Origin of the sequence: Amycolatopsis roodepoortensis (assembly GCF_024628825.1) — a bacterium.
In the GTDB taxonomy this organism is placed as follows: domain Bacteria; phylum Actinomycetota; class Actinomycetes; order Mycobacteriales; family Pseudonocardiaceae; genus Amycolatopsis; species Amycolatopsis roodepoortensis.
Genome location: NZ_CP102415.1, coordinates 5,598,930 through 5,625,027, shown reverse-complemented (window position 1 = coordinate 5,625,027; position 26,098 = coordinate 5,598,930). Strand labels below are relative to the sequence as shown.

Below are 26,098 nucleotides of genomic sequence, written 5' to 3'. Positions count from 1 at the left end.
GGGGTTCCGTGCGGATTCCCCACCCGAGGTAGCCCGTGCCCACCCAGACCTCCCTGTCGGCCGACGTCGTCACGCTGTGCGTCGCGCTGCTCGTCATCGGTCTCCCCGGTCTGCTCACCGGGCTCGCCGCCGGCCTGCGTGGCTGGGTGCTCGCGGGGATGACGCCGTTGCTGAGTTACGCGATCGGCGGTCTCGCCGGGCCGTGGGCGGCCGCTCTCGGGCTCCCATTCAACCCGGTGACGTACGCGGTGGCGACGGCCTTGTTCGCCGGGGTCGCGTTCGGTCTGCGAAGGCTCACCCTGCGCCGATGGCCGCCCGGGCCCGAGGAGCCGCTGTGGGGACGTTCCGGGCATCTCGCGGTCGGGGCGTGCCTGCTGCTCGCGGCCGGCGTCGGGATGTACGCGGTGGTGCGCGGGATGGGCAGGTTGGACGCCATCCCGCAGGGGTTCGACGCCGTCTATCACGCCAACGGTGTCCGGCAGATCGCCGAAACCGGGGACGGCGGCCTGTTCGGCACCGGCGAGGTCAACTGGTACGGCGGCGCGGCGCCGGTGTTCTATCCCAACGCGTACCACCTGCTCGCGTCCGTGGTGTACCTGCTCGGCCCGGCGACCATCCCGCTGACGCTGGACGTGAACACCGCGCTGCTGCCCGCGTTGCTGGCGTTGTCGCTGGTCACGATGGTGCGCGTGTTCCGGGGGCGCGCGGTGTTCGCGGGCGCGGTCGCCCTCGTCTCGATCGCGCCGGTGATGGGCCTGTACGAATCGATGAGCAGGGGACCTTTGCTCCCGTTCCTGCTCGGCCTCGCGCTGACCCCGCTGGCCGCCGTCGCGGTGAAGCGCTACCTCGACCGGCCCGCGCCCGACACCGGTTTCGTGCTGCTGGCCGCCGCTCTCGGGTTGCTGTGCGTGCACTCGTCCGCGTTGTTCGGCTCGATCCTGTTCGCCGGCCCGCTACTGCTGCAACGCTGGGTCGCGCCGGGCGAACGGTGGCGGCGGATCGGCCGGGACCTGCGCGCGCTGGCGATCGTCGCGGTCATCGCGATCGGCGTGGCGTGGTTGCAGCTGTTCGGCGCGATCGGGCTCGCGAACGGCGAGGTGCCCTACCGGAGCTGGCCGGTCGAATGGCGGGCGACGACGGCGCTCGGCGCGCTGCTGGGCTTCCAGCACCACCAGCCGTATCCGCAGGTCTGGCTTTCGGCCGCGCTGCTGCTGGGCTTCATCTTCTTCTCGCGGCTGGGCGGGCTGCGCTGGATCGGCGTGACGGCGTTGATCACCGGGTTCGCCTACATCGCGGTGACGTCGTCCGAGCAGCCGCTCGTGCTGGCGCTGTCCCGGCCGTGGTGGAACGACCCGTACCGGTTCATGTCGATGGCGGCGATCCCGCTGGCGATCATCGCCGCCCACGGCCTCGCCGAGACGCAGGCGTGGCTCCGGGACAGCGTGACGCACCGGAAGGTGCCCGCGTTCGCCGTCGCGGTGGTGGTGTTCGGCGCGTTCGCCTTCCTGAGTGACGGTTTCTACGCACGGTCCAACGCGGAGAAGATCGCGCCCGGCTACGCGAACACGCCCGGCGTGAATCCGCACAAGCTGCCGGTGAGCCCGGACGAGGTCGTCGCGATGGAGAAGCTCGCCGAGTTCGTGAAACCCGGCGAGCGCGTGCTGAACGACCGGCTGGACGGGACGGTGTGGACCTACGCGCTCTCCGGCGTCCGCACGACTTCCGGGCATTTCGACGAGACGCTGCCGCCGCCGGACGTGGGGCTGCTGGAGTGGCATTTCCGCGAGTACCCGTCGAACCCCGAGGTGCGGGCGGCGGTGGCGCGGCTGAACGTGCGGTGGGTGATCCTCGGGCAGTACGGCTACCCGACGGGTGCCCAGCGCCAGCCCGGGCTGCGCGATCTGGAGGGGCTGAACTTCGTGACCGAGGTGTACCGCAACGCCGACGCCGTCATCTACCGGCTGACCCCTCGCGATTAGCCGACTAATCGCGGGCTACGAGGCGGGCCGAGAGGGCGGCGCCACCGGCGGTGATCAGATCGGCGACGGTGAACATCACCCGCGAGGCGATGGCGAACGCCGTCGCCTGGACGACGGTGAGACCCGAGGCGGTCAGCACGGCGACCTGCGCGACCTCCCGGACGCCGACGCCGCTGGGCAGGATGAACGCGAACGTCCCGACGGTCATCGCGACGGCCATCGCGCCGACGCACAGCACGAACCCGCTGAACCCGGGCGTGCCGACGGAGTTCGCCAGCAGCCACAGGTGCACGCCCTGGAGCGCCCACGCGGCGGTCGACGAGCCGAAGACCTTCCCGACGACCGACCAGCTCAGCCGGTGGTCCAGCGGCGGGCGGCGCAGGATCCGCAGCACGAGCGACGTGCCCCAGGTGAGCACGCGTGGGTGCAGCATCGCGAGCCCGACGGGGATGAGCACGAACAGCCACAGCGCCCGCGGGCTGTTGCTGAACACCGCGGGGGCCGCGAGCAGCGAGACGACCAGGGCGGACACCACGCCGACACCGAGCTGGATCAGCGAGCCGGTGAAGATCCGGGCCCTGGCGAGCCCGGCCTTGCGGCCAAGCTCCATCTGCAGCAGATACGCCCACACCGAACCCGGCACGTACTTGCCGAGCGAGCCGACGAGGCAGATCTGCGCGCCGCGGGCGTAGCCGATCGGCTTGCCGAGGTCGTCGACCATGACCTGCCAGCCGTAGGTCGACACCATGATCGCGGCGATGAGCGCGAGCAGGCTCAACGTGGAGGATTCCCACGCGACCTCGGACAAGGTCCGCCAGAATTCACCCCAATTGGTGACCAACGTCTTCGCCGCGAAACCGACGACCAGCAGGATGGCGACCCAGCGGACGACGTCGAGGATCTTCGCCTTCGTGGATTTCGGTTGCTTTACGGAAACCGAAGTGTCCTCTTCGGGCGTTTCGACGGTCGTCACTGAACCTCCTCTGCTGCTACCTCGTCACCGCAGGTCAGGCCTGTACGGTCACCAAGCGGCTGAACTCGGTCAGCAGATCGTAGCCGTCCCAAATCGCGGAGAACGTCAGGGCCGAGCCGAACGGAACGACGCGGTCGACGCCGCGGCCCGCCAATTCCGTCACGAATTCCGTCAATTCTTCTTTGGTGAAGCCGAATTGACCGACGGTTTGATCTTTGCGGAGCACGATCGGGACGAGGTCGGAAAGCGTGTCGACGCGCGCGTTGGCGAAAGTACCCGCGCCGAGCCATTCGCGCGGGAGGATCGCGGGGTCGGCCAGTTCGAGGGTCGCGATGCCGTTGCCCTGGAACTCGATGCCGTTCACGAGCCCGTCGACGGCGGCACCGTACGCCGAAACCCGCTTCTGCACGGCCATGGCGGGCTCGGTGACGTGCTGTTTCGTCGCCAGTACCTCGGCGAGCAGCTTCCGGAACTCCTGTCCGGCTTCGCGGGCTCCGTCTTCGTCTCCGACCCAGAACACCGCGCGCGGCGACGAGCAGGCGGCCTGGTCGAACCAGTACGAGTCGTTGTAGAAGCCCTCGGCCGCGCCGCGGCGTTCGGCTTCGGAAGCGTTCTGCCAGCCGCGCACCGACGCGACCGCGAACGACGACCGGTCCGGGAAGGTCAGGTCGCGCGCGTGCGGGGCGAGCGGATACTTGCGCAGCGCGGCGACCGAGGCGTCGCCGCCCCAGATCACGCGCAGATCCGCGGCGACCGAGAGCGCGCCGCTGATCGCGTCGCTGCGATCGTAGGTGACCATGCGCTGGGTCGCGGTGATCGCGGCGGCGGTGTCGGCGTCCACTTCGGACAGTGCGGCGTTCAGCGCCTCCAGCACCGTTTCCGCCGCGCCGGCCGAACGCGACGACACGCGGACGACGTTGTGGTTACCGGCCAGCGCCGAAAGCGCCCACGAGTACACGAAGATCGTGTCGACGTTAGCCGGCGGCACGTGGAAGACGAGTCCGCGCGGGAACCGAAGCGCGTCGCCGGAAGTCTCCAAAGTGGACAGTGCCTTGGCGATCTCTCCCTTGCGCAGGAAGAAACCGAGCGACGCCAGCTCCGGGAAGCGGCGTGCGGTCGCGGGTGCGAGCAGCTTGCGCGCGAACTTTGTCAGGAATTCGACGACGCGTGGGTCGCCCACGCGAAGCCGCCCGCCGACGGGCTCGGCCCGCAGCTCTTCGACGAGCTTGTCGACCTCGATCGCTTCCGCGAGCGGAAAACGCTGGTTCAGGCTCATGCCGCCGCTCCCTGGAAGGTGTCCGAGCAGCCGCGGGCCTCGGCCTTGGGCAGCCTGCCCATCACCGAGAAGTGCTTGCCCGGCCAGTCGCCGTCGTCGATTCCGTTGTAGACACCGAGATCCTCGGTGAGCAGGACGTGGCCGGGGTACGAGTGCGGCAGCGTGCTGACGACCTCGATCACGCCGGGTTCGCCGACCGGCTGCTCTTCCCAGGTCTCCGGGTTCCGGATCACGACGTCGGCGAAATCGGGGCAGTACAGCGAGTTCCCGGACGGTCCTTCGAGGAACACGGTGCCGATCTGCTCGATCATCCCGTAGTAGTTGTGGATCCGGGTGAGCCCGGTGTCCTCTTTGAAGCGACGGCGGAACTCGGCGTTGTCCACCGCGCGGTCGATCAGCTTCTTCCAGCCGCCGGAGTGGATCAGGATCCCGTTGGAGAGGTCCAGCTTGTGCTCGCGGGCGACCTCGTAGAGGTACTGCCACACCATGAAGGTGAAGCCGAAGATCAGGAACGGCTTGTCACCGTAGGTCGCGAGGAACGTCTTGACCGCCTCGACGTCCGGCTGGTCGTTCTCGTCGAGCACGTAGGTGTGCTTGCGGCCGAAGTTCGCCATGCCCAGCACGCCCGCGCCGCGCGCGGAGAACGAACGGCGGTTCTTGATGATGCCGATGGTGTCGACCATCAGCATCGGCAGCCGCTCGCCGCCGAGGACCTCCTGCAGCGTGGCGCCGAGCTGTTTGGTCTGCGCGCCGGCCGCGGCCTTGTCCAGGTAGATCCGCGACGCGCCCGCACCGGTGGTGCCCGAGGAGGTCAGCGTCTTGAAGATCTCGGACTCGGGGATGCTGCGCAGGTCGTGCGTCTTGAACATCCGCACCGGCAGCCACGGCAGGTCCGCGATCGACGCGAATTCCGTCTCCCGCGCGATGCCGAGCGACGAGAGGATGCGCTCGTAGCCCTCGGAGTTCTCACGGTGGTGCGCGGTCAGTTCGGCGAGCTGCGGAAGCAGGTGCTTCTCGCGCTCCGCCTGCGAAAGCGTGAACACACTCATACCTGGGCCTCCAGCGACCGGTAGTCGATCTTGCCGCTGGCCAGCAGCGGCACGGTGTCGATGGGGCGGACGTCGAACCCGCTCGTGTGCAGGTGCAGCCGCTCGGACAGCGCCTTCGCGGCGTCCTTGCAGATGTCCTTGTCGGCGCCTTCGGCGAACAGGACGACCTTGTCCCCGGCCGGGACGGCGGCCACGACGTCGATCCCCACCGATGCCGAACGCACGGCGTGCTCGAGATCATCCAGGCTGACCCGGTTGCCGAAGACCTTGCCGATCCGCTTGAGCCGTCCGGTGATGTAGAGGAAGCCGTCCTCGTCGAGGTAGCCCAGGTCGCCGGTGGCGAGCACGCCGCCGTACTCGTCGCCCGCGGCCAGCCCGGCCTCGTCCTCGGCGTAGCCCATCATCACGTTGGGCCCGCGGTAGACGACCTCGCCGACGATCTTCGGATGCGTGGTCTCGGAACCGTCCTCCCGCCGGATCGCGAAGGAGCCGCCGGGCAGCGCGGGCCCGGCCGAACCGAGCTTCTCGGCGAGCCGTTCGGCCGGGACGGTGGTCATCCGCGGGGCGGCCTCGGTCTGCCCGTACATGACGAACATCCGCCCGCCGACCTCGCGGATCTTGTCGTTGAACTGGGCGACCAGGTCGTCGCGGAGCTTGCCGCCCGCCTGGGTGAGCGTGCGCAGCGTCGGGTACTTGGCCGGGTCGAACTTGAGGCGGCGCAGCATCTCGTAGTGGTACGGGACGCCCGCGAGCGAGGTGACCTTGTGCTCGTTGACCGCGTCCCAGAATCCGCGTCCGAGCACGCCGGAGGGCTCGATGACGACGGTCGCGCCGCGGACGAGGTGCGAGTTCAGCACGGACAGGCCGTAGCTGTAGTGCAGCGGGAGGCTGGTCGGCGCGATCTCGTGGCGGTCGATGCCGAGCACCTCGGCGATCGCGTCGGCGTTGGCGAACACCGCGCCCCGCGAAAGCCGGACCAGCTTCGGGTTGCCGGTCGAACCGCTGGTCGGCAGCAGGATCGCGAGATGCGGATGCGGTTCGACACCTTCGGCGGACTTCCGGACCCAGTGCCCGTCGGAAACGCCGTAACCCTCGGGGGCGGGCGCGTCCGGCGCGGACAGCACGGCGGCCGGGCGGAAGCGCTCGATGAGCCCCGCCAGGACGTCGGCGTCCAGCGCCGGGTCGATCAACGCGATCGCGCGGCCAGCCTCGAACGCGCCGAGGTAGTTCAGGACGCTGGCGAGGTCCACCGACATCCGCGCGAACAGCGCGCCCGGCGGCAGCAGCGACAACGCGGCACCCACGCGGGTGACCTCGGTGTCGAGTTCCTCGCCCTCGAGCGTCCTGCCGCTCGTGACGTCGATCAGTCGCGCACCCACACCCAGAAGGGTCATTACAGAACCAAGCCTCCGTCGATGCCCAGCACCTGCCCGGTGATGAACGAAGCGTCGTCACTGACGAGGAACCGGATCGCGTTCGCCACGTCTTCGGGCGTGCCGAGCCGCCCGAGCGGGGTCTTGCCGATGTTCTCGGCCTTGGCGTCCTCGGTCAGGCCCGAGGTCAGATCGGTGTCGATGACGCCGGGCGCCACCGCGTTGACCCGGATCCCGGAGCGGCCGAGCTCCTTCGCGGCCGAACGCGCGATGTTCGCCACCGCCGCCTTCGAGGCCGCGTACACCGTCTGACCAGCACTTCCGTGCTCGCCGACGATCGAGGCCAGCACCACGATCGCCCCGGTCTTCTTCCTCATCATCGCCCGCGCGGCGGCCTGGACGGTGTGCAGTGTGCCGGCGACGTTCGTGCTCAGCGTGGTGTCGACCAGTTCCTCGCGGATCATGCCGAGGAGCGCGTCCTCCATGATCCCGGCGTTGGCGACCACGATGTCGAGCTTGCCGTGCTCCTTGGCCACCCCGCGGATCAGCGTCGACACGGCCTTGGCGTCGGTGACGTCGAGAGCGAGCCCGCTCGCGGCCCCCGCCGCGGCCGCCGCTTCCTTGGCCTTCGCCTCGTCGCGGCCGGTCAGCACCACGGTGGCGCCCGCCTCGGCGAGCGCCCGCGCGGTCGCGAGCCCGATCCCCCGGGTCCCGCCGGTGACCAGGGCGACCTTCCCGTCCAGCATCACTTGGACTGGAGGTCGGTCACCATGTCGACGGCGACCTTGAAGCTGGACATGTCGATCACCTGATCGGTGTCGAACTCCACGTCGAACTCGTCCTCGATGGCCGCGACCAGCGCCATGTGACCGACCGAGTCCCAGGCCTCGATGTCGCGGTACTTCAGGTTCTCGACGTCGACGTCGCCATCGAGGTCCAGCGCCTCGACGAAGACCTCACGCAGCTTGCCGGCGACTTCCGCCATCGTTGAACTCCTAATGCTCTTCGCGCGGACGGGCGTCCCACGCCTTCACCAAGGTAGAGAGGTCGCCGGGCAGCCGGTCGGCCAGCCCGTCCTCAGGGAGACCGGCCTTACCCTTCAGCCACGGCCCCAGTGCCTCGATGGTGGCCTCGTCCAGGCCGCGGCGGGACAACCCCACGGTGTTGACGCCCGTCACCCGTGCGGGGTTGCCGACGGCGATGGTGAACGCGCCCACCTCCTTGCGGACCGCGGAGCCCATCCCGACCATCGCGCCGGGGCCGACCACGACCCGCTGGTGCAGGATCGCGCCCATGCCCAGGTTCGCCCCGGACCAGATGTGGCAGTGGCCGCCGGTGATGACGTTCGAAGCGACCGTGACGGCGTCCTCGACGACGCAGTCGTGGGCGATGTGGGAGCCGCGGAGGAAGTAGCCGCCGTCGCCGATGCTGGTGGTGCGCCAGGTGCCCTGGTGGACGCTGACGTACTCGCGGATCCGGTTCCGGCTGCCGATGACGACACCGTGGCCGTCGTGATCGGGATCACCGTTCGGCGCGGCCTCCCAGGCGGCCGGGTGCTCGCGGCCGCGGTCCTCACCGGGGGTGCCGATGGTCACGTGCGGGCCGATCCAGTTGCCGTCCCCGATCCGCGCCGGGCCCACGATGACCGTGAACGGTCCGACGACGTTGTCCTCGCCGAGCTCGACACCCTCGCCGATGACTGCTGTCGGGTGGATGCGGTTCACCACGTGAAGTTCCGTTCGTCGTGGCTGGAGACAGCCTGGGGTAATGGGCGCTTCGGCGGTCCCGGTAACGTGTGGCCCGCGCCAGAGCGGGCGGCCGGGCGCAGAACCGGCGGCTCACTGTACCGGACGCACCAGAACGCCCAGTCGAGAGAGACTTGCAGATGATCCCCATTACCGTGGTCGACGTCCGTGACGCGGAGGACCTCGTCGTCGAGGTGCTGCGATCCGGCGCCATCGCACAGGGACCGATGGTCAAGCGCTTCGAGGACGCGTTCGCGAGCGTTTCCGGCACGAAGCACGCGATCGCCGTCAACAACGGCACCACCGCGCTGGTCGCCGCCATCCAGGCGCTCGACCTTCAGCCGGGTGACGAGGTCGTCACCTCGCCGTTCACCTTCGTGGCGACGCTGAACGCGATCCTGGAAGCCGGCGCGACCGTCCGCTTCGCCGACATCCGGCGCGACGACTTCGCGATCGACCCGGACGCCGTGGCCGCCGCGATCACCGACCGCACCAAGGTCCTCATGCCGGTGCACCTCTACGGGCAGACCGCGGACATGGGCAAGCTCGCGCCGCTGGCCGCCGAGCACGGTCTCAAGGTCATCGAGGACTCGGCGCAGGCCGTCGGCGCGTCGTTCCAGGGCAAGCCGTCCGGCTCGTTCGGGATCGGCTGCTTCTCCTTGTACGCCACCAAGAACGTGACCACCGCCGAGGGCGGCGTGATCACCACGGACGACGACAAGCTGGCCGACAGCCTGCGGGTCCTGCGCAACCAGGGCATGCGCGCCCGGTACCAGTACGAGGTCGCCGGGCACAACTACCGGATGACCGACCTGCACGCCGCGGTCGGCATCCCGCAGCTGGAGAAGCTGGACCAGCTCACCGCCGCCCGCCAGGCCAACGCGAAGCGCCTCACCGAAGGCCTCGCCGGCACCCCCGGCCTCGACCTCCCCCAGGTCCTGCCGGGCCGCGAGCACGTGTGGCACCAGTACACCGTGCTGGTCGGCCCGCACGCCTTCCTCTCGCGTGACGAACTCGCCGCCGCCCTCACCGAACGCGGCATCGGCAACGGGATCTACTACCCGAAGATCGTCTTCGACTACGACTGCTACCGGAACAACCCGCTGATCCCCGACGCGAAGGTCGAGGACTTCCCGGTGGCCGCTTCCGTCGCCGCGCAGGCGCTTTCCCTGCCGGTGCACCCGCACCTTTCCGAGTCCGACCTGGACACCATCATCGAAACGGTTCGCGAGGTACTCGGCGCATGAGCACCCACAAGATCGCCCTCATCGGCACCGGGAACATGGGTTCGCTGCACGCCCGTGTCCTCGCCGCGAACGAGCGCGTGGACCTCGTCCGCGTGATCGACCCGCGTGAAGAGGCGGGCCGCAAGGTCGCCGATCGGTACGAAACCCAGTGGACGCCCGAAATCGGCTCTCTGTCCGATGTGGACGCCGTCGTGCTCGCCTCGGCCACCGAGGCGCATTACGAGCTGGCGCAGGAGATCCTGGGCCAGGGCAAGCCGATGCTGGTCGAGAAGCCGGTGTGCAACAGCTTCGCATTCTCCCAGGAGATCGTGGGGCTGTCGGCGAAGAAGGACGTCCCGCTGATGTGCGGGCTCCTGGAGCGCTACAACCCGGCCGTGATGACCGCGCGGGCGCTGGTCAACGAGCCGATCCACCTGATGGCCCGCCGCCACGGCCCGTACGCGCCGCGGATCAAGACCGGTGTCGCGTGGGACCTGCTGGTGCACGACGTCGACCTGGCGATCCAGTTCTTCGGCGGTGCGACCCCGCAGCGGGTCGCCTCCGGCGCGGGCTACTTCCACCCGAGCTCGGTCGAAGGCGCCGAGGACACCATCGAGACGGTGCTGTCGTTCGAATCCGGGCTCGCCACGGTTTCCGCGTCGCGCCTCGGCCAGCGCAAGGTCCGCTCGCTCTGGGTGTCCGAACTGGACCGCATGATCGAGATCGACCTGCTCCGCCGCGACGTCACCATCTACCGGCACGTGTCGCACGACTCGGTCACCGAGGACGGCCTCGGCTACCGCCAGCAGACCGTCATCGAGATCCCGGAGCTGGTGACCGCGCGCGAGCCGCTCGCGACGCAGCTGGACCGGTTCGTCGACCTGCTCGAAGGCAAGATCGACGCCGGCACCGAGCGGGACCTGATCCTGCCGTCGCACGCCGTCGTCGACCAGGTGCTGACGCAGGCCGCTGCCTGATCTCTCGCATTTCGCGTTATTTGGTGAGGCGCTGGCCCTTCGCGTCGTACGCGACGAGGGGGGTCAGCACTCCGGCCGACTCCACCTGGGCGCCGTCGAACCAGAAGATGACGACCGACGGATCCTCGCTCCAGGGAATCGCCTTGGCCTCGACCGGCTTCCCGCGGACGGTGCTGGTGATCCGCGCCGCCGGCCCGGCGAAGTAGCCGAACACGGGCACGAACGTCCCCCGGATCACGTCGCCGCCGTCCACCGCGTGGAAGCCGAACGACCGATCGGATCCCTTGAACTCGTTGCTGGCCAGGAGCGCGTCGTACTCACCCGACTGGCTTCGGTACGCGACCTGGAGGCCGAACCTGACGTCCGGCATCCGCGGCTCTTCGATCGCGAAGGCGTAGAGCACCAGCTCACGGCCGCCTTCTCCCTTGACCCCGAGTGGGATCGCCTCACCGAACGGCTGATCCGCCGGAGCCGCGGTGATCGTCGGGCTCGCCGGGGCGGGCTGCGGCGGAACGGGCGAGCTCGTGACCGGCGCGCTCGCCGCAGGCGGAAGCGGGCGCTGAGCCGGTTCCTTGAGCGCGACCGCGCCGACGATGACCAGCACCGTCACCACGGCGGCCGCGATCCCGCCCCCGCCGGCCGCGAGACGGCGACGACGGCGGATACGCCTTCCCTTGGTCATGATCGCGTCGAGGTCGGGCTCGGCGAACCCTCCGGCGGGCGGTTCCCGCAAGGCCGAACGCAGCGTTTCGAGGTCGGTCATCGTCCCAGCCCCCCGATCAGTTCCGTGCCGTCCTCCGCGGTGATCCGCAGCTTGCTCAGGGCGCGGGAATTGGTGCTCTTCACGGTGCCGATCGAGACACCCAGTTCGCCGGCCACGTCGGATTCCTTCAAATCGAAGAAGTGCCTGAGCACCACGACGGCCCTTTCCCGGTCTGTGAGCGTACGCAACGCGTCGAGCAGCCATTTCCGCTCGACGACGGCACCGGCGACGTCCATACCGCTCGGCTGCTCGGGGATGTCCTCCGTGGCGTTCTCGCGGATCGGCCGCCGCCAGCCATCGATGACGTGGTTGACCAGGACCTGCCGCGCGTAGGCGTAGGCGTCCTTGCGGCGTACGCGCGACCAGGCCGCGTACGTCTTGGCGAGCGCCGTCTGGGTGGCGTCCTCGGCCTGATGACGGTCGCTGGTGAGCAGGTAGGCCGCATGCTGGAGACGAGTCGCCGAGTTCCGCACGAACTCGACGAACTCGTCATCGCCGCGAGCCACCCTGGTCCTCATCTCCGTTCGACGGTTGACCACCTGAAAGGTTGCCTCGGCCGCTGTCGTTCTCAGTTCTTCCGGCGAGTGAACCGGAGCGCCACGACGACACCGGCCGCGACCGCCGCGATGGCGAGAACGATCCACACCCAGGCCGGCACCAGGTTCTCGGGCGTGGTCCCGGCGGCCTGCGGTGCCGGGTCGGCGCTACTCGCCGGGGCGGGGGCCGGGGCTTGGCTGCTCGACGGGCTCGGGGAGGCCGCGGGTGCGGGTGCGCTGAGGTTGAACTTCACCGAGCCGCTCGCGGCGTGCGTGTCCTCGAAGGTCACCTTGTAGCGGAGGGTGTACTCGCCCGCGGGGCCGACGGCCTTGACCGGCGCCGTGACGACCGATCCGGCGACCTCCGCCCGGCCGACCGTCCACGAGGCGTTCTCGGGGCCGGTGATCTGGATCGGGTTGTCGTCGGCCAGGGTGACCGGGCCCGAGAAGGTCAGCTTGATCTGCGTGGGCGGCGTCGCCAGCGAAGCGCCCCTCGCCGGGTCACTGCTCTTCAGCTCCGAGTGGGCCAGCGCCGGGGACGCGGCGCCCAGCAGGACCAACCCGGTGACCAGCAACGACGCGCCGAACCGTTTGAACCTCATCTGACACCCTTCTCACCCGGGGACTCCCGTCGAGCCTAGTAGTCGGGCTCGGTGGTGCGGTGGTTCCGAGGGCGCTCAGGGGCGCTGCGCGTGGCGGGTGGTCAGCGCGTCGAGGTCGAGGGTGAGCGGGGTGCCGTCGAGGTCGAGGCTCACCTTGCCGGTGTGCTCGCCGAAGTTCTCGTACTCGCCGTCGATCAAACGGTAGGTGGTCATACTCGCCGGTTCTTCGAGGTCGACGATCCAGTAATGCTCGATGCCCACTTCGGCGTACTCGGAGAACTTGGTGACCCGGTCGGTGCGGACGGTGCCCACGGACAGCACCTCGATGACCAGCCGCACGTCTTCAGCCGCGTACCGTGCCGGGTTTCTTTCCACGAACTCAGTCGCCGCCACGAGAACGTCCGGGACTCGAATCGTCAACGGGACTTCCGAGACAATGAACTCGGCTTCCGAAAGAGCCATGAGCGCTTCAGGCAACTGTTCATTGAGCAGGTAGCCCAGGCGAGTGACCGCGAGCTGATGGAACGACATCGGCCGGGGGGCCACGACCAGCACTCCTTCGACGACTTCTGCGCAGTGTTCCGGGTCTTCCGGCAGCGCGGCCCAGTCGTCGAGCGTCAGGAGGCGGTGAGGCCATTGCACGACACTCATCGAACTCCTCCTTCGCCGGTGATCACCAGGCCATCTTCCCACGGTTTCTCGAAGAACGTAGCACCACGGAAAGTAGCGACTCGTTACGGTGAGGAGTTGCAAAGAGGCAAGTAGCCGATTGTCGAACGACCTCGGGAAGAATTGCCTGGCCGCTCAAACCCGCTTCGGATACCTTCCCGACGTGCACAGATCGAGGGGAATCCTCACCACCACATGCCTGCTGTTCGCCGTCACGGCTTGCTCCAGTGGCGCCGCGATCGAGCCCGCGCCGACCTCGACGGCACCGCCGTCGTCATCGAGCAAACCGGCCGTCAGCACGGCACCCAGCACCACGCCACCACCGACGCCCCTCGCCAAAATCACCGCGGCCTGCCCCGTGCTGAGCCCGATCGAGTTCCTTCAAGTGATCGGGAAATCGGACGATCTGGTCGCCAACGAAGGTGAAGCCGAACGGGTCGGCGCCGGCAAGGCCTATCGGTGCGCCTTCGACGACCCCAAGGGAAAGTACGGGAAATCGGCCGAACTCTTCGTCGCGGCGATCCCCGGAAACCAGCCGCCCCATACCACGATCGACAAGCTCGCGAAGGAATGCAAGCAACCGGTCACCCAGCTTCCTGGTGTCGGCGAGCAGGCCTTGTGGTGCGGGATCCCCACCGACGGGCCGGACCTCAACGTTCTGGTGACCGTGGGAAAGCGTAGCCATGGCGAAACACGGGTCGCGACGCTGTACATGTACGAGACCAGGACCGACGTCTACGCCTCGCTGGCGAAGCTGATGGCCGACCGGCTCTGACTACTCCGTGAAGTCGCCCGCCGGAGCTCCCCAAGCCCCCGGCGTGTCCCCGCGCTCCTCAGCCAGCGCCCGCCGCCGCGCGTTCTCGGCGCGCACACGCTCCACTTCGGACTGGATGTACTCGTCGTCGTACTTCTGGAACACGCGCGCGGGGTTGCCCGCGACCAGGGTGCGCGGCGGGACGTCCTTGGCGACCACGGAATTCGGCTGCACGGTGGCGAAATCGCCGATCGTGACGCCTGCCATGATCACCACGAGGCCGCCGATGAAGCAGCCTTTGCCGATCTTCACGGGTTTGCGTTCGATGAGGTCGCTGCCGGAGTGGTTCTGCAGCGTCATGTTCGCGAGCCAGCTGGAATGCGTGAAGATCAGCGTGTTGAGCCCGATGCTGGTGTGCTCGCCGATCTCCAGCCCGCCGCTCGCGTCGAGCGCGGCGCCTTCGCCGATCCAGCAGTGTTCGCCGATCTTCAGGTTCTCCGGGCTGATGATCTTGACCCGTTCGCGGACCCTCGTCGACTCCGGCAGCCCGTAGAACTTCGCGCGCTCGGCGTCGTTCATGTACTGCGAGACGAGTTCGGTCAGGATCTGCGGGCGCAGGCGGTTGCTGCGCTCGTCATCGAAGAACATCGGCCTCGGTCACCAGTTTCTCGAAGGTACGCAGGTGTTCTTCGGCGACGACGTCGAGGCCGAAGTTGGCCCGCACCATCGCGCTTTCCCGCTGTGCCACCAAAGCCCGCTTCTCGGGGTCGTCGAGCAACTCGATGACGGTGTTCGCCACCGCCTCGCTGTCGTCGGGCCGCACCAGCAGGATGTTCTCGCCGTTGCGCAGTTCGATGCCCGGGTAGTTGTCCTCGGTGACCGACGCGATGGTCGCGGTGCCCGAAAGCATCGCCTCCAGCGACGCGGTGCCGCAGCCGCCGTTGAGGTCGTGCGTGACGATGTCGGCGGCGGCGAAGTACGCGGGGACGTCGGCCTTCGGCACGGCGCCGGTCACGATGATGGCGTCCGCGACGCCGAGTTCTTCCGCCCGCTTCAGGAAGACGTCGTGGTAGACGCGGCCGACGACGACCACCTTCACACCGGGGTGCTTGTCCAAAATGGACGGCAGCGCCTCGACCAGCGGGAGCCGGTTGCGCAGCGGGATCACGTGCCCGAGCGAGACGATCACCGGGCCGTCGCCCAGCTGGTGCTCCGCCCGCACATCCTTCGTCAAAGGCTTTTCGAAGTTCCCCGTGTCGACGGCGATCGGGAAGTAGTCCGAGTTCGCGTCGCTCGTGCCGTAGCGCTCGACGCAGTAGTCGACCCCGAGTTTGTCGAGGATGACGTAGCGCGGCTTGAGGTAGCGCAGGATCGGGTTCACCAGCACCTTGTCCAGGAACCGGAAAACCCCGCCGTACAGCTTGTTGTCGCTGATCAGCAGTGTGTGGATGGTCAGCAGCATCGGCAGCTTGTGGCGCCGCGCGTACAGCCCGGCCAGCCACGACAGGTCGAAGAACTGCCCGTGCAGGTGGACGGCGTCCGGCTTGAACTCGTCCAGCAGCTTCCACAGCCGCCGCCAGTTCCCCGGCCGCAGCGAGGCGAAGCTCATGTCGAAGTCGATCGACAGGCCCAGCTGCGGCATCTTCACCGCGGGCAGGCGGACGACGCGGTAGCCGTCCTTCGTCTCGTCGGCCGGGGCGTCGGCGTACGCGGCGGTGATCGCGAGCACCTCGTGCCCGCGCGCCGCGTACTGCTCGGCCAGGGACGCCGCCATGTGCGCGCTTCCGCCCACCCTCGGCGGGAAGAAGTTGTTCACCACGGCGATACGCATGGGGCGGCTCTCCCCTGGCCCGGCGGTCATCCCTCCGAAGCCTTCACCAGTTCGTACATGCCCTCTTCCACGGAGATCTTCGGCTCCCAGCCGAGAACCTCGCGGGCGCGGGTGATGTCGGCGGCGCGGCGCGAGACCAGCACGTCGCGCTCGTTGAACAGCGGCTCGACGTTGACGCCGACGGCGTCGATGAGGATCTTCGCCAGCGTCGCGATGGAGGTGTCGATCCCGGTGCCGATGTTGATCGGCAGGTTCGCCTTCTCCGACTCGAGCGCCGCGACCACGGCACGGGCCAGATCCGTGACGTGCACGAAGTCCATCGACTGGTCGCCGCGGCCGTCGATGATCGGCGGCTGGCCGGCGCGCAGGCGCTGGATGAAGTGGTTGATCACCGACGTGTAGTAGGCCTCGATCTTCTGGCCGGGGCCGTACACGTTGAAGAAGCGCAGCGCGTTCCAGGACAGGCCCTTGGTGCGCTCGTAGAAGCCGAGCATGTCCTCGCCCGCGCGCTTCGAGATGCAGTACGGCGTGAGCGGCTTGAGCTCGTCGTCCTCGTGCATCGGCAGCCGCTTCGGGTCGCCGTAGACGGACGCGGTCGAGGCGAACACCAGCCGCTCGACACCCTCGTCCGCCGCGGCGGCGAAGACGTTGTGGTTGCCGACCATGTTGATGTCGATGGACTCGTGCGGGTCCGCGACCGACTTGTTGATCGACACGGTGGCGAAGTGGATGACGTGCGTGCAGCCGCGCATGGCCTCGCGCACGGCGCCGCCGTACCGGACGTCCTTCTCGACCAGCTCGACCTTGCCGGTGGCGACGAACTCGTTGATCCGGGCGCGGTCGCCGCGGGTCATGTTGTCGAAGACGCGGACGGTGTAGCCGCCCTCGATCAGCATCGGGATGACGTGCGCGGCGATGAAACCGCCGCCCCCGGTGAAGAGGACCTTCTTGTCGGGCATTTCTCTCCTAGCTCGGCAGTGCGGCGCTGACGGTCCCGATGACCCGGTCGACCTGGGCATCGGTGAGGTTGGCGTGCATCGGGATGGCGAGATGACGGGCGAAGAGGTCCGCCGAAACCGGCAAGGTCTGCTTCTTGCCGTAGATGGGCTGCAGGTGCGAGGCGTACGTGCCGAAGTTGCACTGCACGCCCTGCTCGCGGATCCGCAGCGCGAGCGCGTCGCGATCGATCTCCGGGGCCACGGTGAGGATGTAGGCCTGCCATGGGTGCTCGCGGTCCGGCAGTTCCACCGGGACGTCGAGACCGGGCAGATTCTCGAACGCCTCGTGGTAGCGCTTGGCCACCGAACGGCGGGCCGAGAGCAGGTCCGGGAGCCGGTCCAGCTGGACGTTCATGATCGCGGCCTGCACGTCCGAGAGCCGGAAGTTGTAGCCCAGCTCGTGGAACTCCGGGATCGGCAGCGCGCCGGAACCCTCACGGGTGATGGCGGGCTCGATGCCGTAGGTGTGCAGCTTGCGCGCGTGCGCGATGAGGTCTTCGCGGTCCGAGACCAGCGCGCCGCCTTCGCCCGCGGTGATTCCCTTGCGGCCGTGGAAGGAGAACGCGGCCAGGTCGGCGAGGCTGCCTGCCGGGCGGGTCTTGTACGTCGCGCCCGCGGCGCAGGCGGCGTCCTCGAACAGCCACAGGCCGTGCTTGTCGGCGATGGCGCGGTATTCGTCGAAGTCACCGGGCTGCCCGGCGACGTCGACGGCGAGGATGCCGACCGTGCGCGGGGTGATCAGGGCTTCGATCGACGCCGGGTCGGCGCTCCAGACGTCGGGGCGGATGTCCGCGAACACCGGGGTCGCGCCGGCCTGGAGCACGGCGTGGCCGGTGGCGGGGAACGTGTAGTCGCCGACGATGACCTCGTCGCCCGGCTTCACGCCGAGCACACGCAGCCCGAGGAAGAGTGCCGAGCCACAGTTGCTGGTGGTCAGGGCGTGCGCGGTGCCGACGGTCTTCGCGAAGCGTTCCTCGAAACGACGGCACGCGGGGCCGGCTCCGGCCAGCCAGCCGGACCGGAAGACCTCCGCCACGGCGGCGAGTTCTTCGTCGCCGACGGTCGGCTGACCCAGAACGACGGGTTCCTGCTCAGACATACCTCTCCCATTGCGTGGGGACCCGGCGAAGTGTATAGACGCCGATCGGCGTAGTTCGGGCGGGCTGGATCCACCCAGGTCAATGACGCCCTAGGGTTACGGCATGCGATTCCGCGTGCTGGGGGCGACGGAGGTGCGCCGCGACGACGGCACCACCGTTCCGATCGGCGGGCCCAGGGTCCGGACGCTGTTCGCGTTGCTCGCGCTGGAGGCGGGCCGGATCGTCCCGGCGGAACGCCTCATCGACGGTCTCTACGGCGAACAACCACCCGAAGGGGTGGCGAATGCGCTGCAATCGCAGGTCTCGCGGCTGCGCGGCGCGCTAAAGGAGCTCGCGCCCATCGAGTTCAGCCCGGCGGGTTACCGGCTCGCCGTGGACCCCGACGACGTCGACGTGCACCGGTTCGAGCGGCTCGCCGCCGAGGGACGGCGCACGCTCGCGGCGGGAGACGCCGCGAAGGCGGCGGAACTGCTTCGCGACGCTCTCGGGCTCTGGCGTGGCCCGGCCTTCGCGGACATCACCGACGCGCCGTTCCGCGATCCCCAGGTCACCAGGCTGAACGAGCTGAAGACGTCGGCGATCGAGGACCGCGTCGAGGCCGAGCTCAAGCTGGGAAAACACGAAGACGTCCTCGCCGAGCTTCGCGAGGTCATCGACGAGCAGCCGCTGCGGGAACGGCCCCGCGCACTGCTGATCCGCGCGCTGCACGCCGCCGGACGGCAGGCCGACGCGCTCACCGCGTTCGAGGACGCCCGCCGCGTCCTCGCCGACGAACTCGGCACGGACCCCGGGCCGGAGCTCGCCGCCGCGCATCTGGCCGTGCTTCGCGGCGAGACGCCTGTGAAGGCCACTTCCGCGGCGCTCCCGGCGCAGCTCACCAGCTTCATCGGCCGCGAAGGCGATCTCCGGCACGTGCTCGACAGGCTGGAGAGCTCGCGGCTGGTGACGCTGACCGGCCCGGGCGGAGCGGGCAAGACGCGGCTGGCCATCGAGACGGCGGCCGCCGTGGACCTCCCCGCGGTCTTCGTCGAGCTCGCTCCGTACACAGAGGACGCGGACGTCGCACACGCCGTGCTGACCGCGCTCGGCCTGCGGACGGTCCCGCTCGGGACGGTCACCGCGCCGGTGGAGAACGCGCCGGTGGAGCGGCTGATCGACGCGCTGTCCGAACGGGCGGTCCTGCTGGTGCTCGACAACTGTGAGCACCTGATCGAGGCCGCCGCGAAGCTGGCCGCCCGGCTGCTCGGCGCGGCCCCCGCGCTGCGGGTGCTCGCCACCAGCCGTGAACCGCTGGGCATCACCGGCGAGGTCGTCTCCCCCGTGCCGCGGCTCGCCGTGCCGCCGCCGGGCACGCCGCCCGCCCGGTCGCTGGAGTTCGCCGCGGTCCGGCTGTTCGCCGACCGCGCGCGGGCAGGCGATCCGGGTTTCGTGGTCGACGACGACACCGCGGGCGACGTCCAGCGGGTCTGCGCCGCGCTCGACGGGCTGCCGTTGGCCATCGAGCTCGCCGCCGCGCGGGTCCGGACCCTGCCGGTCGGCGAGATCGCGTCCCGGCTGGACGACCGGTTCGGGCTGCTCTCGCGGGGCAGCCGGGCCGCCGAGAGCCGTCATCGCACCCTGCGCGCCGTCGTCGAGTGGAGCTGGGATCTACTCGACGAGGACGAACGCCTGCTCGCCAGGCGGCTGACCGTCTTCGCGGGCGGCACGACCCTGGCCGACGCCGAAGCGGTCTGCGCCGTGCCGGACATCGCGGAGCTGCTTCCGTCCCTTGTGGACAGATCGCTGGTCGAGCGCACCGGCGACCGGTATCGGATGCTCGAAACCATCCGGGCCTTCTTCGCCGGGAAACTCGCCGAAGCGGGTGAAACCGAGCGCTTGCGGCGCGCGCACGCCGAGCATTTCCTCGCCCTCGCCGAGGAAGCCGATCCGATGCTGCGCACCGGCGACCAGCTGGTCTGGCTCGCTCGGCTCGACGCCGCCTACGACGATCTCCTGGCCGTGTTGCGCTGGGCCGCCGAATCCGACGTACGGATCGCGCTCCGGCTTTCTGCTGCGCTGGTGCTGTACTGGTGGATGCGCGGTCGCCGCTTCGAGGGTTCGACGCTGTGTTTGGAAGTGGTCAAACGGCTCGGAGAACGGGCGCCGGACGGTCTCGAAGAGGAGTACCAGCTCTGTGTGCTCACCGCCGCCGCGGGACTGCGGGGGCACGAGGCGCTCGACCGGCATTTGCCGTTGGTGGACGGCCTCATGCTGAACATCGCCAAGGCGCCCCGGAACCCGGCACTGTTGCTGTTGATGGGCGTCGTGTCCGGCCCGCCCGGTGACGACGACGCGCTGATCAAACGCAGCCGGGTGCTGCTGGCGAACAGCGATGCCTGGAGCCTCGCCCTCGCTCCGACCGGTTACGGCCTCCGCGCGCTGATGCAGGGCGAACTCGACACGGCGGAAGAGTTCCTGCTCGAAGGGGCGCAGGCGTTCCGCTCGATCGGGGAACGCTGGGGCCTTTCGATGGCCCTCGACCATCTGTCCCAGATCCTGATCTGGACGAACCGGCAGGCCGAAGCCCTCGAAACGATGAACGAGGCCTTGCGGCTGATGCGGGAGCTCGGCGCTTCCGACGACAACGCGGACCTGCTGTGCCGTCGCGGCGGCAGCAAGCTGCTCCACGGCGACGCGGCGGGCGCGCGGGCGGATTTCGAACTCGCCATCGAGATCGCGCGCCGCGCCGGGATGCCCGAGAGCCGGGCGGCCGGGTACGTCGGTCTGTCGTTCCTCGCCCGGCACGAGGGCGACCTGGCGGCGGCTCGCGCGCTGAGCGAACGCGCGCTCTCGGAGTGTTCCGGTGGTTCGTTCGCGGCCGAAGGAGTTCGCGCCGGCGCGAAGATCTCCCTCGGCTGGGTCCTGGCCGCCGAAGGTGACGCCGACGGGGCCGAGGAGCTGCACCGGCTGGCGCTGGTGTCGGCGGACCGCTGGCACGACAGCACCACCATGGCCTGCGCCGTCGAGGGTCTCGCCGGGGTCGCGCTGGTGCGGGGTGACGCCGAGCGGGCGGCGGTCCTGATCGGCGCGGCGGTGACCATCCGGGGCACCCCGTTCGCCGTCGATCTGGACGCCGCCCTGCTCAGGACGACCGTGCGCGAGCGGCTCGGTGACGACTTCGACCGGGCCTACCGCCGCGGGCTCGGCCTGCGGGGTGCCGCTCAGCTGGCCTAAGCGCGGGTCAGCTGCGTGCCCTGCGGCGCGAAGCCCACCTCGCCGCCGGCACCCGTGTCGCGAAAGCCACTTTCGCGACGCCTGATGTCCCGAAAGTGGCTTTCGCGACACGGTCGACGGGCACCCCTGGTCCCTTGTGGACGGTCATAGCCCCGTCGGGTGCCTAGGCGCGGGTCAGCTGCGTGCCCTGCGGCGCGAAGCGGCCGACGGCCTCGGCGAGGAGCCGCTGGTCGAGCTCGCTGTCCTGGACCGCGACGTACAACGGTGCGGCGTTGACCGGGACCGCGCCCAGGCGGGTCATTCCAGGGCCGACCGGGTCGATGGTGAGCCGGGTGACGTCACGCCACGGCACGACCGTCCGCTCGATCCGGACGCCGACCGCGTCCAGTTCGAAGAGCACCCATTGCTGGTCGTGCAGCGATTTCACGTAGCCGATGGCCGCGCAGCCGACGGCGATCGCGATGATCCGCAGCACGCCGGGCCCTTCCAGCGAGCCGACCAGTGCGATGAAGCCGAGGACGACCACCACCATCCCGGTCAGCTTCGCGGCGCCGACCAGGCCCGCGTTCGGTTTGTGCACCCGGAACCGCACGGCGCGCATCAGGTGTTTGGTGAGCAGCCCGCCGCCGATCGCGGCGGCCAGCCCGAGCATCGTCACCACCAGCGAAACCGGGGAGAAGTCGGCGACGACGTTGTAGCCGGCGACCAGCGCGACGAACCCGCCGATCACGGCCAGCATCAGCGCGAGCTTGCCCTTGCGCACGTCCTGCTCGCGGCGTTGGAGGGAGGCCTGGTCGGGTGCGGCGAGGAAGCCGCCGTCGATGTTCCTCATCGGGCGTCACGCTGCGCTTCGGCGGCCGCGCGACGCTCGCGCTGACGGCGGTCGAGGACGTACAGCAGCGCGCCGGCGCCGGCGCTCACGGCGGCGTAGAGCAGGTCCTGCAGGCCGTCGTCCGGGTAGCCGGTGGAGAACTCGACCATCGCGAGCGCGACGAAGAGGACGCTGAGGACGGCCCCGCCGATGATGTACACCTTGTTGCTGAGCATGGTTTCCCTCGCTTGTCGTTGCCTGGTGGGACCACTTTCGCGCGGGGCACATGACATTCCGATGACAACACTGACAAGCACTGACACCACCGTCAGGCACTGACAGCGTTCGGTGCGTGGACGGTCAGCGGCGGCGGACACCCTCCGGGGCATGACCTACGTAGCCGGTTCTCCCGAAGACTTCCTCGCCGTGCGGCATCTGACGCTGCGCGGCTCCCAGGCCGAAATCGGCCATGCCCTCGGCGCCGAGGTGAAGGCGCGCTCGGACTGGTCGCCGCCGTCACTCGATCCGATCGTGGCCAAGGCGCGGCGTACCTGGTTCGCCCGGAACTGGCCTCAGTACGCGGCGCGCACGGCCGGGTTCGCCGAGGCACACGGGTTCCCCGCCGACGCGGCGGTCTCCTTCGACGACGCGAGTGCCTTGCCCCCCGGATCGGGTTGTTCGGCGCTCTGGACGGGAAGCGAGCTCGGCCGCAACTACGACTTCTTCACCATGAGCTGGACTCAGCTGGGTGCGGTGCTGGCCGGTGAGGAGCCGGTCGACGACGGGACCGTCCCGATGGCGTCACGGCCCTATGTCCTGACGACGATCCCCGACGACGGCATCGCGTCGACCTCGCTCACCATGTCCACAATGGACGGTGGAACGGAGGGGGTCAACGAGGCCGGGCTCGTCGTCACCCTGCTGATGGCCGAGGTCGAGACGGCCATGCCGCTGGACCACGGTCCGCAGGCGGGCCTGTCGGTGCTGCAGGTGTGCCGGTATCTGCTGGACACCTGCGAAACCGTCGAAGAGGCCAAGGAAGCGCTGATGCTCGCCAAGCAGTACGCGCACGGCGCGCCCTGCCACTACATCGTCGCCGACACCTCCGGCCGCGGCTTCGTCTACGAACGCGGAGCGCACGACGTCGAGTACTTCGTCGAGGTGGCCGACGGCCCGCTGTGCGTCACGAACCACCTGCTGCACCGTCATCCGGATCTCGACGCGCTGCCCGAGGACAACCCGGAGACCATGCGCACCTACGAGCGGCTTCGCACCATCACCAAGGAAGCGGACTCCGGAACGCGGGACGCGCTCGACACGGTGGCCTTCGCGGTCGAGCCCGGCGCGCCGTGGCGGACGTTGTGGCGCAGCGTCCTCGACCCGTCGGCCCGCACCCTGAGCACCCGGTTCTACCTGGGTGACGGCGAGAACGGCACCGCGCGGCACACGCCGGAGCTCACCTTCGGGGTCTCGCGGTGAACATCGGCAAGGGCCGCAAGATCGGCACCGTCGCGGTCTGCGTGCTGGCGCAGCTGCTGATCGCGATCGACCTGACCGTGCTGCACCTGGTGCTGCCGTCGCTTTCGGAACAGATGCACCCGTCGACGACGGAACTGCTGTGGATCGCCGACGCGTACGGTTTCGCCCTCGCCGGGCTGCTGATCACGATGGGGAACATCGGCGACCGGGTCGGGCGGAAGAAGCTGCTGCTGATCGGGGCTTCGCTGTTCGGTGTCGCCTCGGTGATCACGGCGTACGCGCCGACGGCGGAACTCCTGATCGCCGCCCGCGCGCTGCTCGGGATCGCCGCCGCGACGCTGATGCCGTCGACGCTGTCGATCGTGCGGAACGTGTTCACCGGCAAGGAACGCGCGGCCGTGATCGGGGTTTCGAGCGGGCTGACGATCCTCGGTTTCGGGATGGGGCCGCTCGTCGGCGGTTTCCTGCTCGACCACTTCTGGTGGGGTTCGGTGTTCCTGGTCAACGTGCCGGTGGTCGTGGTCATGGTGATCGCGGGCGCGCTGATCCTGCCCGAGTCGAAGAACCCGGTGTCCCATCGCATCGACGTGCCCAGCGTGCTGCTCTCGCTCGTCGGCATGGTCGGGATCGTCTACACGATCAAGGAAATCGCGTACAAGGGCTGGGGACACTGGGACGTCGCGGTCGCCGCCGTGCTCGGCATCGGCTGCCTGCTGGCGTTCGTCCTGCGGCAGCCGCGGCTGGCCGAACCGCTGATGGACCTGAAGCTGTTCGCCCAGCGGGCGTTCTCGGCGACCGTCGGCACCACGATCCTGGCGATGTTCGCGCAGCTCGCGGTCTCGCTGATGTTCGCGCAGTACCTGCAGCTGGTGGCGGGCTGGTCGCCGCTGAAGTCCGGGCTCGCCGGGCTGCCCGGGATGGGCGGCGCGATCCTCGGCGGCGTCCTCGCGCCGCTGGCGATCAAGGCCTTCGGGCGCGCGGTCACCATCGGGCTGGGCTGCGCCCTGTCGGCGGTCGGGTTCGCGTTGTACTCGGCGGTCGGCGTGACGATCGTCTACACCGACCTGCTCGCCGCGATGATCGTGTTCGGGGTCGGGCTGTCGCTGATCCTCTCCGTCGCGACGGACACGGTGCTCGGCGTCGTGCCGAAGGCCAGGGCGGGCGCGGCGTCGGCGATCTCCGAGACGGCGACCGAACTCGGCGGGGCGCTGGGGATCGCGGTCCTCGGCAGTGTGCTCGGCGCGCTGTACCGGAACGAACTCGTCCTCCCGGCCGGTGTGCCGCCGGAAGCGTCGGCGGCGATTTCGGACACGCTCGGCGGCGCCGTCCAGGTCGCGGCGCAACTCCCGCCGGAACAGGGTGCGCTGGTCTTGGCGAGTGCGAAGTCGGCGTTCGTCGACGGGTTGCAGGTGACGATGCTGTGCTCGGCGGCGCTGATGGCGTTGCTGGCGGTGAGCGCGCTGTTCACGTTGCGCGGGGTGCCGAAGGTCCTCGAAGACCCTGAGGACGAACCGGCTCCGGCCCCGGCTCCTGTGGCTGTGTCCTGATTGCGCGTGAAGGCCCCCTTCCCTCGGCTGAGCCGAGGGAAGGGGGCCTTCACGCGCAATCGTCAGCGCGGGCCGGCCAGCGGGACCGCGCGTTTGTCACCGGACCGGACCATGGCCAGCAAGGGTTTCGCGGCCACCTTGAGCAGCCGGGCCGCGAAAGTGCGGCCGTTGCGGCGGGCGATGTCCGGGCCGAAGGCGTCCATCAGCGCGACGAGCCCCGGCAGCGGCCGCACGAACAGCGTCACTTCGGCGATGAGCCCGTCTTCGCCGAGTTTCAGCACCGCCGCCTCTTCGATCTCCTCGCCGCCGATGCGCGCGGTGTAGACGACGACCCGCGTCGCCTCGTCGCCGGTGTCGGTGTGGAACCGGACGTCCCGCAGATGCGAGTACGCGACCTCCAGCAGCGGCCTGAGTTCCGCGTGCCCGGTGAACCGCACCCGGCTCGTCAACGGCGAACGCACGACGGCGTCCGGCGCGAAGGCGCTCAGCGCGAGTTCGACGTCCCGGGTTTCGAGGGCGCGGCGGTATCGCTCGGTGGTTTCGATGCTCATGTGTCCTCCTGGATCAGGTTCCCCAGCCCGCGCCACAACAGATCCGCGGTGAGCGCGACGACCTGCTCCCGCGGGATGTCGCGGTTGCTCCACCACCAGGTGGCGATGGCGTTCAGTGCGCTCTTCGCCGCTTCGGCGAGCGCTTCGTTCGCGCGGTCGCGCGGCAGGTCCGCGGTCAGTGCCAGGCCGGGGACACCGGCGAACACCTCGGTCAGCTGCCCCGTGGCCCTGGCCTGCCCGCGCCGGTGCACCTCGGCGACCGCTTCGTCGGACGGCGTCTCGGCGAAGATCATCCGCCAGCCGCGTTCGTTCGTCTCCATCCAGGCGAAGATCGCCGCCACGCGGCCACGCAGCAGCTCCTCGGCGGTGCCCGAAGGCGGCAGCTCCGCCCAGCCGGCCAGCAGGCTGTCCACTTCGGACTCCAGAAGCCCGGCGTACAGCTCGGCCTTGGACGGGAAGTGGTCGTAGAGAACGGGTGTGCTGATGCCGGCGGCCGTCGCGACCTCGCGCATCCCGGCCGCGTCGTAGCCGGACGCGGCGAACACCCGCGCCGCCGCGGCGAGGATCCGCTCCCGGCGTTCTTCCCTGCTCAAGCGCTTACCTGACATCGGTTAGGTACGCTACCACCGAACCTGACGGCTGTCAG

The 26,098-nt window shown here is 69.4% G+C and carries 26 protein-coding genes; 7 read left to right on the top strand and 19 right to left on the bottom strand.

Going from position 1 to position 26,098, the window contains the following annotated elements; genetic code table 11:
• Positions 1–35 precede the first annotated feature (35 nt).
• The gene (locus NQK81_RS26775) at positions 36–1,979 is read left to right on the top strand and encodes a DUF6541 family protein (protein WP_257483699.1); all 1,944 of its coding nucleotides are present in this window, start codon (positions 36–38) and stop codon (positions 1,977–1,979) included.
• Between the two features lie 4 nt (positions 1,980–1,983).
• Here NQK81_RS26775 and NQK81_RS26770 read toward each other — a convergent pair whose 3' ends face one another.
• Genes NQK81_RS26770 through NQK81_RS26740 form a run of 7 tightly spaced genes read right to left on the bottom strand, consistent with a single transcriptional unit; the run spans position 1,984 to position 8,377 of the window.
• Positions 1,984–2,952 carry a lysylphosphatidylglycerol synthase transmembrane domain-containing protein gene (locus tag NQK81_RS26770; protein ID WP_257483698.1) on the bottom strand — a complete coding sequence of 323 codons (969 nt, stop codon included), beginning with the start codon at positions 2,950–2,952 and terminating at the stop codon, positions 1,984–1,986.
• Positions 2,953–2,986: 34 nt separating this feature from the next.
• Positions 2,987–4,228, bottom strand: a complete 1,242-nt coding sequence (locus NQK81_RS26765; RefSeq protein WP_257483697.1) for an acyl-CoA reductase — start codon at positions 4,226–4,228, stop codon at positions 2,987–2,989.
• On the bottom strand, positions 4,225–5,277 hold the full coding sequence (locus NQK81_RS26760; protein ID WP_257483696.1) for a LuxE/PaaK family acyltransferase: 1,053 nt from the start codon (positions 5,275–5,277) through the stop codon (positions 4,225–4,227). The genes NQK81_RS26765 and NQK81_RS26760 overlap by 4 nt, the downstream gene beginning before the upstream one ends.
• Positions 5,274–6,671, bottom strand: coding sequence for an AMP-binding protein (locus NQK81_RS26755; protein ID WP_257483695.1), 1,398 nt, complete (start codon positions 6,669–6,671; stop codon positions 5,274–5,276). The genes NQK81_RS26760 and NQK81_RS26755 overlap by 4 nt, the downstream gene beginning before the upstream one ends.
• Positions 6,671–7,396 carry an SDR family NAD(P)-dependent oxidoreductase gene (locus tag NQK81_RS26750; protein ID WP_257483694.1) on the bottom strand — a complete coding sequence of 242 codons (726 nt, stop codon included), beginning with the start codon at positions 7,394–7,396 and terminating at the stop codon, positions 6,671–6,673. The genes NQK81_RS26755 and NQK81_RS26750 overlap by 1 nt, the downstream gene beginning before the upstream one ends.
• Positions 7,396–7,635, bottom strand: a complete 240-nt coding sequence (locus NQK81_RS26745) for an acyl carrier protein (protein WP_034309750.1) — start codon at positions 7,633–7,635, stop codon at positions 7,396–7,398. The genes NQK81_RS26750 and NQK81_RS26745 overlap by 1 nt, the downstream gene beginning before the upstream one ends.
• Positions 7,636–7,645: 10 nt before the next feature.
• Positions 7,646–8,377 (bottom strand): acyl-ACP--UDP-N-acetylglucosamine O-acyltransferase family protein, encoded by a 732-nt coding sequence (locus tag NQK81_RS26740; RefSeq protein WP_257483693.1) that lies wholly within the window; start codon positions 8,375–8,377, stop codon positions 7,646–7,648.
• 158 nt (positions 8,378–8,535) lie between these two features.
• Between NQK81_RS26740 and NQK81_RS26735 the strand changes: the two genes are divergently transcribed.
• Together NQK81_RS26735 and NQK81_RS26730 are read left to right on the top strand one after the other, a co-directional pair.
• Positions 8,536–9,642, top strand: coding sequence for a DegT/DnrJ/EryC1/StrS family aminotransferase (locus NQK81_RS26735; protein WP_257483692.1), 1,107 nt, complete (start codon positions 8,536–8,538; stop codon positions 9,640–9,642).
• Positions 9,639–10,598, top strand: a complete 960-nt coding sequence (locus tag NQK81_RS26730) for a Gfo/Idh/MocA family protein (protein WP_192747475.1) — start codon at positions 9,639–9,641, stop codon at positions 10,596–10,598. The genes NQK81_RS26735 and NQK81_RS26730 overlap by 4 nt, the downstream gene beginning before the upstream one ends.
• A gap of 16 nt (positions 10,599–10,614) precedes the next feature.
• Here the strand turns inward: NQK81_RS26730 and NQK81_RS26725 are convergent, their stop codons facing one another.
• From NQK81_RS26725 to NQK81_RS26710, 4 genes are all read right to left on the bottom strand, one after another.
• The gene (locus NQK81_RS26725; RefSeq protein ID WP_257483691.1) at positions 10,615–11,361 is read right to left on the bottom strand and encodes a hypothetical protein; all 747 of its coding nucleotides are present in this window, start codon (positions 11,359–11,361) and stop codon (positions 10,615–10,617) included.
• Positions 11,358–11,867, bottom strand: a complete 510-nt coding sequence (locus NQK81_RS26720; protein ID WP_126732456.1) for a SigE family RNA polymerase sigma factor — start codon at positions 11,865–11,867, stop codon at positions 11,358–11,360. The genes NQK81_RS26725 and NQK81_RS26720 overlap by 4 nt, the downstream gene beginning before the upstream one ends.
• 62 nt (positions 11,868–11,929) lie before the next feature.
• Entirely contained in the window at positions 11,930–12,499 is a 570-nt protein-coding gene (locus NQK81_RS26715) for a copper resistance CopC family protein (protein ID WP_257483690.1), read from the bottom strand.
• A gap of 75 nt (positions 12,500–12,574) precedes the next feature.
• Positions 12,575–13,150 carry a Uma2 family endonuclease gene (locus tag NQK81_RS26710; protein ID WP_257483689.1) on the bottom strand — a complete coding sequence of 192 codons (576 nt, stop codon included), beginning with the start codon at positions 13,148–13,150 and terminating at the stop codon, positions 12,575–12,577.
• A 181-nt stretch (positions 13,151–13,331) separates the two neighbouring features.
• Between NQK81_RS26710 and NQK81_RS26705 the strand changes: the two genes are divergently transcribed.
• Positions 13,332–13,943, top strand: coding sequence for a hypothetical protein (locus NQK81_RS26705; RefSeq protein ID WP_257483688.1), 612 nt, complete (start codon positions 13,332–13,334; stop codon positions 13,941–13,943).
• Here the strand turns inward: NQK81_RS26705 and NQK81_RS26700 are convergent, their stop codons facing one another.
• From NQK81_RS26700 to NQK81_RS26685, 4 genes are read right to left on the bottom strand one after another with little or no spacing between them, the layout of a single operon-like run.
• Positions 13,944–14,570, bottom strand: a complete 627-nt coding sequence (locus NQK81_RS26700) for an acyltransferase (RefSeq protein WP_126732461.1) — start codon at positions 14,568–14,570, stop codon at positions 13,944–13,946.
• Complete coding sequence (locus tag NQK81_RS26695; protein ID WP_257483687.1) at positions 14,557–15,753, bottom strand: glycosyltransferase family 4 protein; 1,197 nt, start codon at positions 15,751–15,753, stop codon at positions 14,557–14,559. The genes NQK81_RS26700 and NQK81_RS26695 overlap by 14 nt, the downstream gene beginning before the upstream one ends.
• 26 nt (positions 15,754–15,779) lie before the next feature.
• Positions 15,780–16,712, bottom strand: coding sequence for an NAD-dependent epimerase/dehydratase family protein (locus tag NQK81_RS26690; RefSeq protein WP_257483686.1), 933 nt, complete (start codon positions 16,710–16,712; stop codon positions 15,780–15,782).
• Positions 16,713–16,719: 7 nt separating this feature from the next.
• Entirely contained in the window at positions 16,720–17,850 is a 1,131-nt protein-coding gene (locus tag NQK81_RS26685) for a DegT/DnrJ/EryC1/StrS family aminotransferase (RefSeq protein WP_257483685.1), read from the bottom strand.
• A gap of 103 nt (positions 17,851–17,953) precedes the next feature.
• Between NQK81_RS26685 and NQK81_RS26680 the strand changes: the two genes are divergently transcribed.
• Positions 17,954–21,064, top strand: a complete 3,111-nt coding sequence (locus NQK81_RS26680; RefSeq protein WP_257483684.1) for an AfsR/SARP family transcriptional regulator — start codon at positions 17,954–17,956, stop codon at positions 21,062–21,064.
• Between the two features lie 163 nt (positions 21,065–21,227).
• Here NQK81_RS26680 and NQK81_RS26675 read toward each other — a convergent pair whose 3' ends face one another.
• Positions 21,228–21,896, bottom strand: a complete 669-nt coding sequence (locus NQK81_RS26675; protein WP_257483683.1) for a hypothetical protein — start codon at positions 21,894–21,896, stop codon at positions 21,228–21,230.
• Positions 21,893–22,111 (bottom strand): hypothetical protein, encoded by a 219-nt coding sequence (locus tag NQK81_RS26670; RefSeq protein ID WP_257483682.1) that lies wholly within the window; start codon positions 22,109–22,111, stop codon positions 21,893–21,895. Before NQK81_RS26670 ends, NQK81_RS26675 begins: the two co-directional genes overlap by 4 nt.
• A 151-nt stretch (positions 22,112–22,262) precedes the next feature.
• Here NQK81_RS26670 and NQK81_RS26665 point away from each other — a divergent pair, with 151 nt between their 5' ends.
• Complete coding sequence (locus NQK81_RS26665) at positions 22,263–23,354, top strand: C45 family peptidase (RefSeq protein WP_257483681.1); 1,092 nt, start codon at positions 22,263–22,265, stop codon at positions 23,352–23,354.
• Positions 23,351–24,901 carry an MFS transporter gene (locus NQK81_RS26660; protein WP_257483680.1) on the top strand — a complete coding sequence of 517 codons (1,551 nt, stop codon included), beginning with the start codon at positions 23,351–23,353 and terminating at the stop codon, positions 24,899–24,901. Before NQK81_RS26665 ends, NQK81_RS26660 begins: the two co-directional genes overlap by 4 nt.
• Positions 24,902–24,963: 62 nt before the next feature.
• Here NQK81_RS26660 and NQK81_RS26655 read toward each other — a convergent pair whose 3' ends face one another.
• Together NQK81_RS26655 and NQK81_RS26650 are read right to left on the bottom strand one after the other, a co-directional pair.
• Entirely contained in the window at positions 24,964–25,452 is a 489-nt protein-coding gene (locus NQK81_RS26655; RefSeq protein ID WP_257483679.1) for a nuclear transport factor 2 family protein, read from the bottom strand.
• Positions 25,449–26,045 carry a TetR/AcrR family transcriptional regulator gene (locus tag NQK81_RS26650; RefSeq protein ID WP_257483678.1) on the bottom strand — a complete coding sequence of 199 codons (597 nt, stop codon included), beginning with the start codon at positions 26,043–26,045 and terminating at the stop codon, positions 25,449–25,451. The genes NQK81_RS26655 and NQK81_RS26650 overlap by 4 nt, the downstream gene beginning before the upstream one ends.
• Positions 26,046–26,098: the final 53 nt, after the last annotated feature.